This window comes from Ensifer sp. BR816 (assembly GCF_000378985.1).
Taxonomy (GTDB): domain Bacteria; phylum Pseudomonadota; class Alphaproteobacteria; order Rhizobiales; family Rhizobiaceae; genus Sinorhizobium.
On record NZ_KB905370.1, the window covers coordinates 2,255,296 to 2,268,116 of the forward strand.

The 12,821-nt window shown below is 61.8% G+C and carries 10 protein-coding genes; 8 read left to right on the top strand and 2 right to left on the bottom strand.

What is annotated here, in order from left to right; genetic code table 11:
• The first annotated feature begins 74 nt into the window (after positions 1-74).
• The 6 genes from RHIBR816_RS0110865 (at position 75) to RHIBR816_RS0110890 (ending at position 8,636) form a co-directional block, all read left to right on the top strand.
• Complete coding sequence (locus RHIBR816_RS0110865; protein WP_018236567.1) at positions 75-1,163, top strand: hypothetical protein; 1,089 nt, start codon at positions 75-77, stop codon at positions 1,161-1,163.
• A gap of 61 nt (positions 1,164-1,224) precedes the next feature.
• A complete protein-coding gene (locus RHIBR816_RS0110870) occupies positions 1,225-2,373 on the top strand; it encodes a hypothetical protein (RefSeq protein WP_018236568.1) in 1,149 nt (382 codons plus the stop codon).
• A 3-nt stretch (positions 2,374-2,376) separates the two neighbouring features.
• On the top strand, positions 2,377-4,293 hold the full coding sequence (locus tag RHIBR816_RS0110875) for an AAA family ATPase (protein WP_018236569.1): 1,917 nt from the start codon (positions 2,377-2,379) through the stop codon (positions 4,291-4,293).
• Between the two features lie 19 nt (positions 4,294-4,312).
• Entirely contained in the window at positions 4,313-5,602 is a 1,290-nt protein-coding gene (locus RHIBR816_RS0110880) for a DUF6638 family protein (protein ID WP_018236570.1), read from the top strand.
• A gap of 3 nt (positions 5,603-5,605) precedes the next feature.
• Complete coding sequence (locus RHIBR816_RS0110885) at positions 5,606-6,826, top strand: DUF2333 family protein (protein ID WP_018236571.1); 1,221 nt, start codon at positions 5,606-5,608, stop codon at positions 6,824-6,826.
• Positions 6,827-6,956: 130 nt separating this feature from the next.
• Positions 6,957-8,636, top strand: coding sequence for a formate--tetrahydrofolate ligase (locus RHIBR816_RS0110890; protein WP_018236572.1), 1,680 nt, complete (start codon positions 6,957-6,959; stop codon positions 8,634-8,636).
• A 19-nt stretch (positions 8,637-8,655) separates the two neighbouring features.
• Here the strand turns inward: RHIBR816_RS0110890 and RHIBR816_RS0110895 are convergent, their stop codons facing one another.
• Together RHIBR816_RS0110895 and RHIBR816_RS0110900 are read right to left on the bottom strand one after the other, a co-directional pair.
• A complete protein-coding gene (locus RHIBR816_RS0110895; protein ID WP_026186860.1) occupies positions 8,656-9,165 on the bottom strand; it encodes a DUF1993 family protein in 510 nt (169 codons plus the stop codon).
• A gap of 170 nt (positions 9,166-9,335) precedes the next feature.
• Positions 9,336-10,169, bottom strand: a complete 834-nt coding sequence (locus tag RHIBR816_RS0110900) for an extensin family protein (RefSeq protein WP_018236574.1) — start codon at positions 10,167-10,169, stop codon at positions 9,336-9,338.
• Between the two features lie 269 nt (positions 10,170-10,438).
• On the opposite strand from RHIBR816_RS0110900, the gene RHIBR816_RS0110905 reads away from it, so the two are divergent.
• Both RHIBR816_RS0110905 and trpLE read left to right on the top strand, forming a co-directional pair.
• The gene (locus RHIBR816_RS0110905; protein ID WP_018236575.1) at positions 10,439-12,556 is read left to right on the top strand and encodes a TonB-dependent receptor domain-containing protein; all 2,118 of its coding nucleotides are present in this window, start codon (positions 10,439-10,441) and stop codon (positions 12,554-12,556) included.
• Positions 12,557-12,686: 130 nt separating this feature from the next.
• Entirely contained in the window at positions 12,687-12,731 is a 45-nt protein-coding gene (gene trpLE, locus RHIBR816_RS37905; protein WP_178385068.1) for a trpE operon leader peptide TrpLE, read from the top strand.
• Positions 12,732-12,821 lie beyond the last annotated feature (90 nt).

Consider the following 12,821-nt stretch of genomic DNA (forward strand, 5'->3'; position numbering starts at 1 on the left):
TATATAACTGCAATCAAGGGCTGAGCAGTTTGGTCCGCGGGCACAGCTGCCCGGACGGACGAAGGGGATAGGAAATGGCCACTCTTCAGAATTTTGACGCCGAGATCGCCAAGACGCGGAGCGTCGTCGACGAGATGCGCGGCAAGCTCGAACAGTCGGGCGTCGTGCTGGAGCAATTCGCCAAGGCGGACACCAAGCTCGGCGATGTCAATTTCGACATCGAGAACGCCCGCATTCAGGACGTCCTCAAGCAGCAGAAGGCGATGGAAGCCAATATCGCCGATCTGATCATCGGCCTCGAAGATGCAACGAACGTCTTCGGTGCCGAGTTCGAGAGCATGAAGAACTATACGGGGTACGAGAAGTTCATCGGCATGTTCTCCAAGCAGTCGATGCAGCGGATGCGCACCGACCGGGTGCGCAACATGTCGCTCGCCGGCAACCTCCAGGAGCTGCTCGTCAAGTCCGACACCATCGTCGGCATCCTCAAGGAGCAGAAGGCGATCCTGGATCAGCGCTACAAGACCTCCGAGCAGAGCCTCATCCAGGTGATCGAGCGCCGCAAGGGCACGATGGCGGCGCTCGTGGAGACCCAGAAGCGCATCGAGGAACTCAATCCGCTGCTGCTCGACATCGAGAACCGGATCGCGGCTTCCACCGACCAGACGACCCGCACCGACCTCGAGGCCGAGCGCTCGCGGCTGGCGACGGAATACAACGAGAAGCAGGCCAAGGAACAGGAACTGCTCGCCGAGAGCCAGACGCTCGAGCGCTATACCGCGATGTTCCAGACCTTCGTCGATTCGCTCAACAACCAGATCGCCGCGCAGAACACGCTGATCAACAAGCTGACGATCGATACGGAGCAGCGCATCGTGCTCTACAAATCGCTGGAGGATTCGCTGAAGACAGCGGCGCAGCAGGATGTGGCGCACAAGATCAACACGCTCGGCAGCCAGGTCGACACCGCGGCGGAAGAGACCATGGCCGGGATCGGCGCTGCCGCCCAACGCCACATCGGCGATTTGCTCGAAATGCATGAAAAGAACATGCTTGCGACGCAGGATATCCAGCGGCGCAAGAAGCTCGCCGACGACGCCTTTGCCCGCCGCTTCCAGTCGGTGATGGACAAGCACAATGCCGCAAACTACGTGAAGCAGTGATCGGCAAGGCTGCAATGACCAGCTTTCCGACCGCCTTTCGGCCGTTGCCGGAGGGGTTTACATGAATACCGCCGTATCGCCTGCCGTCAGGCAATATTTCACCTCGATCAGGGCCGCATTGGCCGGCCTGGAGCTGTTTCTCGGCGACCGAAATTCGCCGCTCTATCGCAACACGGTCGTCGGCGAAGTTATCGTTCCCTATCTCATGCGGCTGAAGGCTTCGGTTGCCTGCTGGGAAAACCGCATCGGCTTCGTCGAGCATTTTCGAATCTCGCGCGCGGAGAGCGGCTTTCCCGTCTTCCAGAACGTGCTGGAACTTGAAAATGACCGGCAAAGCGCGGAGAAGCGACTGGCGAGCATCCCCTCCGCGGATGCGCTGCGAGAGGAGATGGTGGATTTCATACTCCGGCAGAAGGCCTTTCCGGAGGCGCTGCAGGCCCGCATGGCCGAGCGGCTCTATCTCGAGCAGATCGGCAAGGGAGATATCTTCTCGCCCTTCATCCTGCCGGAGACGATCCGGGTCGCCGTCAATCCGAAGACGATGCGGCCCTATTACGTCGTCGCCTGGGGTGCCTTTGACGGCACGCAAACGCTGCCGATGATCTACATGGCGACGATCGAGGACTCTTCGGAAAACATCGTCGAGATGCTGGTTACCGAAGACGGCAAGCTCAATCCGCAGGTCGACATCCCGCTGCCGGTCGGCGGGCTGCTCAATCCGGAGCTTGCGAGCCGCTTCGACGATTTCGCCTCGAAGAACAGCGCCTATTCGCTGACGCCGGTGACGATCGCCACCAATCTCGACAAGGATTTTCCGGAACTGCATCCGAAGCAGCTGCGACGCATCGTGCTCGGACCGTTCTATTCGGCCGGGATCACCGAGAACAATGCCCGGATCAACGACATCCTCTCGAAGGTGCGGAAGACCGAGAATGCATGGCTCTTGACCTGGACGGTGCAGGAAGTCTTCTCCCAGGCCGAGCGACCGGCCGAGCGCGGCTTCTGGTCGACGACGCCGGCGCAGGAGGAATTTCATATCGACACCGACAATCTCGAAGCCGCGCGCATGGGCGTCAGCGCCTATGAGAAACATGCCTTGGTGCCGCACGACGCCTATCAGGCGCTCTACGCGGCCGGCGAGGCGGCGCAGGTCTTCGGGGACTACAAGGTGCATGTGATCTCCGGCAACCAGGTGGTGAGCGAGGTTTAAGCGATGACGCTGAATACGGGCCTGACGACACTGCACGAAGATGAGATCGCCAACCATCAGGCGGTGGCCCAGAGCCTGGTCACCAAGCTCGTCATCCTCGAGCGGGACGAACCCTCGGCGGGCACGCCGATTGCGGGGACGGGCCGCCGCTTCGTCTCGACCGTCTCGACCGGCGGTCAGCGCCGCACCCGAGAGGTGGAACTCGCCCGTACGATCCAGTCTGTGCGCGGCGCCGATCCGCTGCTTTCGCCGGCACAGCACGCCGTCCTCTATCGAACACGGCGCGGCATTCAGGTGGCGCTCGCCGTTTCCGATGTGTTTGCACGGCAGACGCAACTCGAGCAATTGCAGGCGCGCAACTCGAGCGCACCGCTCGCCGGCGAGGATGCGGGACATTTCAAGGCGCTGCTCTCGGCCGCCGCCTATATCGCCGCCTTCACGCTTGCCGCCTATCTCGGCGCGACGTTGCAGGGCGAGGGAGAGCCGGTCGACGATGCCGCCGAGCCGGATTTTCTCTTCGATACGCCCCAGGACGCGCTGAAGAGCATGGTTGCCGGCCTCGATCGCAGCCTTGCCGGTGCGCCGGACGATCTGGCCCTGACGGCGCGGGCGCGCGCCTTTTCACGCGTCGCGATCGAGGGTCTGCTTGCCCGCAAGGCGCGCTTCACCGGGCTGCAGAACTTCGAGAATGTCCACATCCGGCTCGACCAGGATGACTTCACATTGAACGGCTTCGATGTCGCCCCCGGGCAGAAGCGCAAGCCGCTGGTCATGACCTTCAAGAAGCCGGAGGAGATCATCGGCAATCACATCGCCAAGTATCAGGCGCTGAAGCTCGCCAAGATGTTGATGGCCTATGACTTCGACCGGCAGATGAATCCCTTTGTCGAGCTTGGCGGCTTCCTCTTCACCTTCATCGGCGACGGCATGCCGGGCACCGGCAAGACGATATTGATCCAGATGCTTGCCGGTATGCTCCACGATTATTGCGGTGTCGCCGGATACGCCTTCCATTACGAGAATTTCGGCGTCGACCAGATCTCCTCCTATCAGGGCAAATCGGGCCAGAACTGCAAGGAGTTCGTCAACAACGTGATGAACCCGCGAGCGATCGGCTTCGGCACGATCGACGACGTCGACCAGGTGACGGCGAAGCGGTCCGACGATCGCGCTTCCGCCGGCCAGCACGAGGTGACGGCGGTGCTGATGGAGAGCTTCGCCGGCGCTTCGACCGTGGTGCGCGGCAATTGCACCTTCGGCATGTTCTCGAACCATCCGGAGAATGTCGACGATGCCCTGCGTCAGAGGGCCGGCGCACGCTGGCTGGTCGACGGACCGCAGACGGAGGCCGACTATATCGACATCTTCGCGCTGCTCGTCGGCAAGAACCACAAGATCCCGCTCGGGGGGCACGATCTCTATGCCGGCCAGGAGATCAAGCGCGCCGTCTCGCAATCCTATGCGGCCCATGCACGGCCACAGGAGGATGGGCTTGCGGCGGTCTGGGAGCGTTACGAGAAGGAGAAGGGCAAGATCGCCTCCCTCGCCGATGTCGGCGCCTATCTGCACATGATCAAGGGGGCGGAACCGCGCTTCACCGGCCGGGCGATCCGCAACATCACCGACGCGATCAAGATGCGGGCGATGGACGTCGAATTGCCGGACGACTGGTTCAAGGATGCGGGCTCCTTCATGCGCAAGTCCTACGACGAGAAGAAGGCGATGATCGAGGAACTGCGCGGCCCGATCACCATCGAGATCGTGCTGCAGGAAATCAACCGCTACGCCGACAGCGAATTCCGCTACACCGACAAGTCCGACGACGCGGCCGTCGCCGAGATCATCCGCCGCGAGCGTCAGCGCGAGAAGGCGATCGGCGAGATCGAGACGATGAAACGCGAGGGCAGGTGGCAGGGATGACGGAAGAGAACACTGCCCCATGAAGCGCCTTCTCGAAGCCGAGCTCATCTATGGTCGGCTGCTCGATATTTCCGAGCCGCATCTTGTCGCGCGTTACAACAAGGCGCTCGAAGGCTTCGGGCTGAAGCCGACGGGGCTCTCGCGGTTCAGCATCGATATGACCGGCTTTTCGCCCGAAATTGCCCAGGAACTCGGAGACCGCGACTATCTCGACCCGAACCGGGTTAATCGGCGATTCATCATCCTGACGCCTGCCCAGGCGGACCTGCCGGTGGTCCACACGAGCTTTTCCAACACCGCGGCGCTGATGCATGAGTTCTTCAACGCCAACAGTCGGGCGATCAACGCCGTCACCATCAAGGATGCGCTCTATGGCGAGATAGAGGACTCGGTGTCGGTGGTCGAGGACATCGACGATCTGCTGTCGATCAACGAGGTCCGCTTCCGCGTGCTTTCCGCCGAGGACATGCTCGGCAAGGCGGCGGAACTTCGGGAATTGGTCGATCGACTGAAAAAAGTGCCGAACGCCTGGGCCGATGACGCGATGCTGGATCGCATGGTGGAGCTTGCCAAGCTGACCGGCGACATCCGCCAGAATGCGCTGGTCCCCGACGAACTGGTCTTTCGCCACGAGGCCTTCTGGGCCAATCACTTCGGCGGCGTCTATGTCTTCCTCGACGAGAAGACGACGACGGTGATCTGCGATCCGTCCGTACCCGGCTTCCGGCGTTCGCGCCCATGGCAGGTGAGCTACATCGCCATCACCGATCATGCACGCATCTACGATTTCCTGGCGTCGACCAATCGGCTGCAACTGCCGCAGGCGTCCTGGGTGCAGGAATCGGGGCTGTTCCAGCATCGCGCCGACATGGCCATCCGCGGGTTGATCAATGACACGGATCCTGATGCGGATCTCCTCAACGCCGATCGGATCTGGCTGCAGACCTGGATCCATCGCAATGCCGCACTCGTCGCTCGCGATGGCAGCTATCCCTTCCTGCAGGAAATGTCCCGGTCGATCGCCGCGACGGGCACGATCAAGATGCAGGACGTTGCCGCAGAGAATCGATTCCTGCTGGTACGGGCCGCTCCCGACCATCCGGACAGATGGCTCGTCAACCAACTGATTGCACAGCTCGTTCCGCGCGACTTCGTCTCGCGATTCGTGTTCGACAAGCAGGGATTCTATGGCGCTTACGAGCACTACAGCGAAAAGTTCCGCGAATATGTTGTGGCGACCCTGACGGGCACATATCTGAAAGACAAGACCACCTTTCGCCACAAGCTTTACGGTCTCAAAGAGGAATAGGACATGCTCGATCCGATCGTTGTGTTTTTTCAGCGCGTGTTCACGGCGATCGGCCGCGGCATAGGTCTGGCGGTTTCCTGGCTCCTCTGGCCGTTCGTTGCGCTCGCCAACTGGTATCGGGCGCGGGGCTGGATCATCAAGGGGCCGATCGGCCTGGTGCTGCTCGGGCTGATTTTCTTCTACGGCTATTTCATCTGGCAGACGCAGGCCTGGACCAATTTCGATCCGGACTATGTCAATCGCTACAAGCTCGCCGAGCGCAAGGTGCCGGCGGGTTCGCCGATCAGCGGCCCCGGCGCCACGACGGGACAATCCGGCAGCGCGGCGGCTGCCAGCCAGGCCGCAGCCGTGGTGCCCCCGAACGGGTCGACCACCGAAGCGCTCGACATGGTGCAGCTGCCTGCCGGCACGGTCTGCCAGACCTCGGCGATCGTCGATGTCGCGGCCGATCTCATCGACCTCAACGTCAACCAGAACGCCTGGATTTCTTCGATGCTCGCCTACAAGCTCGGTCTGTTCGGGATGGACTGGGACGACACGCCCTGGCTCGACAATAAGGCCTCGTTCCAGCGCGGCATCAACCAGGCGGTGCGCCGCACCACCGTCGAACTGGTCGACTCGCTCGGCCGCGTACGCGGCACCTCCGGCGTCAACAACGACCTGCAGGCGGCCCGCGGCAACATTCAGTTCGACGAGGAAACCTGGTATTTCGGCATCAATCCGTTCGGTCCGAAGACTCCGACGCCAAGCTTTTACCGCGCCGCGGAGCGCGACCTTCGGAAGTTCAATGTTTCGCTCGGCAAATGCGAGGCGATCTTCGACGGCCGCTCCGACAACATGGTCGAGTTCCTCGACCGCATCGCCAACGACCTCGGCAACACCTCGGCGATCATCCGCGAGCGCTCGGAGTTCCACAATGGCGGCTGGTTCGATACGCGCGCCGACGACCGCTTCTGGTTCGCCTTCGGCCAGCTCTACGGCTACTACGGCATTCTCTCGGCGGCCGGTGCCGATTTCGAGAATGTCGTCGCCCAGCGCGGGCTGATGCCGATCTACACGGAAACGATGAAGCAGCTTCGCTCGGCGCTGCGCATCCAGCCGCTGATCATTTCGAACGGCCGCGAGGACGGCTGGATCATGCCGACGCATCTGGCGACGATGGGCTTCTATATTCTCCGCGTGCGGTCGAACCTCGTTGAGATGCGCGACATCCTTGCCCGCTGACGGCCGGCATGGCAGCGTAAGCAGAAAGCAACGAAGCGTGCGCATTCCGCAGAGGAGGCGGGATGAGCGGGCGGTCAAACGTGGCGATGGCGGCTTGCGCGGACGCGCAGCGCTTAAAAGGGGGAGAGCCATGCCGGAGGTCAAGTCCGATATCGAGATCGCGCGCGCAGCGCGGAAGAAGCCGATCCTGGAGATCGGCGCGAAGCTCGGCATTCCGCCGGAACATCTGCTCCCCTACGGCCATGACAAGGCGAAGGTTAGCGCCGAGTTCATTGCGGCGCAGAAGGAAAAGAGAAGCGGCCGGCTGATCCTGGTGACGGCGATCAACCCGACTCCGGCCGGCGAGGGGAAGACGACGACGACGGTGGGGCTCGGCGACGGCCTCAACCGGATCGGCAAGAAGACGATCGTCTGCATCCGCGAGGCCTCGCTCGGCCCCTGCTTCGGCATCAAGGGCGGTGCGGCCGGCGGCGGCTATGCCCAGGTCGTGCCGATGGAGGACATCAACCTTCATTTCACCGGCGATTTCCATGCCATCACCTCGGCGCACAACCTGCTCGCGGCGCTGATCGACAACCACATCTATTGGGGCAACGAACAGGCGATCGATATCCGCCGCATCGCCTGGCGGCGGGTGATGGACATGAACGACCGGGCCCTGCGCCAGATCATCGGTTCGCTCGGCGGCGTCGCCAACGGCTACCCCCGCGAGACGGGTTTCGACATCACCGTCGCCTCGGAGGTGATGGCGATCCTGTGCCTTGCCGCCGACATCAAGGACCTGGAAAAGCGTCTCGGCAACATCATCATCGGCTACAGGCGCGACAAGAGCCCGGTCTATGCGCGGGACATCAAGGCGGACGGGGCAATGGCGGTCCTGCTCAGGGATGCGATGCAGCCGAATTTGGTGCAAACGCTCGAGAATAATCCGGCCTTTGTTCATGGCGGCCCCTTCGCCAATATCGCGCATGGCTGCAATTCGGTGGTGGCGACGACGACGGCGCTGAAGCTCGCCGACTATGTCGTGACCGAAGCAGGTTTCGGAGCGGATCTCGGCGCCGAGAAATTCTTCGACATCAAGTGCCGCAAGGCCGGCCTGAAGCCGGACGCCGCCGTCATTGTTGCCACCGTCAGGGCAATCAAGATGAATGGCGGCGTGAAAAAGGATGACCTCGGCAAGGAAAATCTTGAGGCGCTGAGGAGGGGGTGCGCGAACCTCGGACGCCATGTGCAGAACGTCAAGAAATTCGGCGTGCCGGTGCTTGTCGCCATCAACCACTTCACCTCCGACACGGAGGCCGAGGTCCAGGCGATCAAGGATTATGTCAGAACGCTCGGTTCCGAGGCGGTCCTGTGCAGGCACTGGGCCGAGGGATCAGCCGGCATCGAGGAGCTCGCGCACAAGGTCGTCGATCTTGCCAATGCGGGACACACACAGTTCTCGCCGCTTTATCCGGACGATATGCCGCTCTTCCACAAGATCGAGACCATCGCCAAGGACATCTATCATGCCAGCGAAGTCATTGCCGACAAGCTGATACGGGACCAGTTGAGGACCTGGGAAGACCAGGGCTACGGGCACCTGCCGATCTGCATGGCCAAGACGCAATATTCCTTCTCCACCGATCCCAACCTTCGCGGCGCACCGAGCGGCCATGCTGTACCGATCCGCGAGGTCCGCCTTGCGGCCGGCGCCGGCTTCGTCGTCGTCATCACAGGCGAGATCATGACGATGCCGGGCCTGCCGAAGGTGCCGTCATCGGAGAAGATCCACCTCAACGAAGCGGGCTACATCGAGGGCTTGTTCTGACGCCGCGCCGCGCCGATCGTCAATCGAGGCGGCCGATGAAATCCGCCTTGCCGATAGGCACACCCCTGTGGCGCAGGATGTCGTAGGCGGTGGTCAAGTGGAAATAGAAGTTCGGCAGAACGAAACGCAGGAGATAGTCCTCGCCGCTGAAGCTGACCTTCAGATTCGGAAAGTTGAGCGTCACTTCGCGCGTCTCGCTGCCTTCGAGGTGTTCCGGGGTGACGGTTTCGAAGAACGTCACCGTCTTGGCGATCCGCTCGCGCAGATCGGCGAAGCTCTGCTCGTCGTCGGGAAAGCGCGGCACCTCGACCGGCGTCAGCCGGGCGATCGCATTCTTGCTGGTGTCGCTCGCCCGCTGGACCTGGCCCGAGAGCGGCAGCATGTCCGGCGCGAGCCGCGCCCTGAAGAATTCATCGATCGGCGTGCCTGATTCCACGGCAAAGGCCTCGGCCTTGTCGAGGAGCCCTCCGAGTGCGGCAAAGCCGCGGGTGAAGGTAGGAATGGTGAGCGCGTACATTGTCAGAGGCATGGAACTGTTCCTCGCTGAAGGCGGTGATTGCAGCCGAAGCAGAAGCGGAAGGCTATGGCTTCCGTCGGTGCTGCTCGATAGATCGTATCGACCTGCTCTGGGTTCAACCGGCAGCGGATATCTTTGCCTCCCTGAAAAAGACTCCGGGCCGAAGCCTCCTCGATTTGTGCCTATCGACAATAGCGATAGCCGTTCTTCCTTTCGATGACGTCGAAATGCAGGTGCGTTTCATGCGCTGCATCGCTGCCCGGATCGAGCACGGTCGTAAAGTACAAACAGCCGGAGGCCGTCACGGCGCGCTGGAAGGCGCCGGCCAGCGTTCCGTCCTCGTCGCGCGGCTGGATCTCGATGGTCTTGCCATCGGCGAGGCTGAAGGAGGCAATGTCCACTGCATTGCCGCGTGCGTGCTCGGATATCTTGCCGGTGCTCGCATTGTTTCGCAGCCGGCAGACATAGGTGGACGCCTGGTTCAAGGCTGAGATGCGGGCTTCGGGTCCGAAAGCGGCCTTCGCCGCCGGAGCGGCGGTCTCCTTGACCCAGCGGGCGAGCGCCAGGGCCGTCTCGCAGCGCATCACGCCCTCGGGCTTGAGCGCCAGGCCCGGCAATACCGCACTGACACCGATCGGCTTGTCGATCCCGCAACCCTTGCCGTCATCGACGCGGGCGGTCTCTTTGAACGTGCTGCCGATTTCCTTCAGAGCGGCGAGGCAGGACGCATAGGCTTTCGGGTCTTCCTTCTCGATCTCCAGGATCACCTCTTTCGCCTCGGGCACGGACCGGAGATCGTCGTCTTTCCAGCCCGGCGGCAAGCCGCCTCTGGGCTGTCCGCTGGCCTTTCCCTGGTCGGGCGCTTGACGATCACTCTGCGGCACGGCGGGTTTTGGCGTTGGCGTCGGCTGCTCGCCCTCAGCGGCGGGCCTTGCGATCGGCAAGGGGCCCTTCCTCGGAAGACTCGCCCCGGAGAGCATCAAGGCGGATATCAGGATCACTCCGGCTACGCGCATGCAGGTCCTTCCCGTTTGTCCTCGCCAAACGCACGAGGGGACAATCCTGTTTCAAATTGTGCTCAAACTGAGGAGAAAAGCCCTGGTAGTGCCGGAAGAAGGATGTTTTGCCGGTGCCCCTAAAATTATATTGACTTTTTTTGTCATGTTTTTTATGTGGCCCAATTAAGGCGATGACATGACCGTTTTCGCCGATTCCGACACCGCCCAGCCAGCCCTTGAGTGCCGCTCAACAGCAAGCCCGGCCGACAATTTCAAAGGACTGGTCCATGCTCAACCGGCATCATCGCCTGGCTCTTCTCGCATGCACGGCGACACTCGCGTTGTCCGTCGCTTCCGACAGCTTCGCGCAAAGCGCGACGACCTCCAAGCAGACGGAGACCGAAGAAGCCGAAGCCGCAAGGAAAGGCGAGACTTATCTCTCGCCGATCGTCGTCAAGGGCGGGCGTGATGCCGATCCCTATGCGAAACCCGGCCCCTCGAGCGTCGTCGGCACGGACGAAATCGAACTTCAGTCCGGCCAGGAGACCGATGATCTGCTGCGCAGCGTTCCTGGCACTTCGACGGCGAACAACCCCCAGAACCCGGGCGTTGCCGTCAACATTCGCGGCTTCGAAGGCTCGGGCCGCGTCAACATGATGATCGACGGGGTGCGCCAGAACTTCCGCTTCACCGGCCACGAGGCCCAGGGCTTCGCCTATGTCGATCCGGCTTTCCTTTCCGAGATCGACCTGACTCGCGGCGCCGTTACCGGCGTCGGCGGCGGCGCTCTTGCCGGCTCGGTCAATTTCAAGACCTATGACATCGAGGACCTGATCCAGGACGGCAAGAACTATGGCGGCCAGGCTGTCGCCACCTACGGCACGAATGGTGGCGGCTGGTCTGAATCGTTGCTCGGCGCCTATCGCTTCAACGACGTCGTCTCGGTGCTTGGCGGCATCAGCAAGAGCGATCCGGGGAATTATGACAACGGCGACGGCATCGAAGTTCCTTTCACCGAAGAGGATCTGCTTTCCGGCCTCCTGAAGGCCGAAATCACGCCGGACAAGGACCATTCCTTCAAGTTCAGCGCGATGTCCTACGACAATGATTTCTTCGCGAACTCCTATTTCCAGAACGTCAGGAACCAGACGGTCAGCGCGAACTATGCCTACACACCCGACAATGAGCTGATCGATTTCCGCGCCAACGCCTACTGGAACCGGCTGCGGATGAAGTACGATACCAACATTCTGGGCGCCGGCGCGGCGGCGGGGCGCCGGATCACCGACACCGGCATCGGCTTCGACATCTCGAACACCTCGACTTTCGATCTCGGCGAGGTGGCCGTCCGCTCCAACTACGGCGTCGAGTATTTCCAGGATGACTACGATGTCATCAACAGCGCGGCGCAGCCGACTGGCGGCGTCAACGGCAGCGGCAAGAACGCGACGACGGGCATCTTCAATTCGACCACCTTCACCTATGGAATCGTCGATTTGACCGCCGGCCTGCGCTATGACCGCTTCACGATCGACGGCTCAGGCTCGGTCAGTGCCGGCAATCCGCTCGGCATGCCGGCGGGCGCCTATAGCGTCGACGAATCGGACGGCCGCCTCAATCCCAACATCACGCTCGCCGTCAATGCCACCGATTGGCTGCAACCTTACGTGACCTATGCCGAGACCTCGCGCGCGCCGACGGTCAACGAAATCTTCGTTGGCGGTTCGCACCCGGGATCCACCCAGATGTTCTTCCCGAATCCTTTCCTCAAGCCGGAGACATCCAAAGGTTGGGAGTTCGGCGCCAATATTAGTCTTGACGGCGTGCTTGACGCCGGCGACAGCTTCCGGCTGAAGGCGAATTACTTCTACACCAGGGTGGACAACTACATCACTGGCGCGATGGCGATGAGCGGGTTTATTCCGCAATTCTTCTTCGTCAACAACCCGGGGACTTCCACGGTAAAGGGCTTCGAGCTGCAGGCTGCCTATGATGCCGGCTATGTCTTCGGCAATCTCGCCTACACGCATACCGACAGCGAGCTTCCGTCGCAGATCAACGGCTTCGGCGTGCAGAGCTACCTGCCGGACGACATCTTCAGCGCCACCGTCGGGGCGCGCTTCCTGGAGGACCAGCGTCTGACCGTGGGCACGCGTTTCTATGCCGTTTCGCAGGCCTTCATCGGCGACGTGAACGTGACGCCGCCTGCTTCGGCTTTCGTCGACGGTTACGGGCTGGTCGACCTCTTCGCCAACTACAAGTTCGAGAACGGTCTCGAACTGACCGGCAGCGTGACGAATGTCTTCGACAAGACCTACACCCCGGCGTCGAGCACGATCGCCGGCAGCACGGTTGACACCGGCCGGGGCCGGACGTTCCTCGTCACGGCGAAGGCGAAGTTCTAAGCCTTCTTCGCGTCGACGACTGCATGGAGGGGCGGCTCGAAAGGGCCGCCTCTTTTCTTTCGGGGCGCGCGAACATTCGGTGCCGTTTTCCCGCTTGCGTGCCGCCAAAAGGCACGCTAACACTTCGCCCATGGCAAACACGCAGAACATTTCGATCTGGTGGTGGGCTCGCTGAGGCGGCCTTGACCAGTCATGCGTGATTGAGACATGAAGCCGCCCGGAGATTTCGAGGCGGCTTTTTTCGTATTCGAGCCGCGTGGAATGA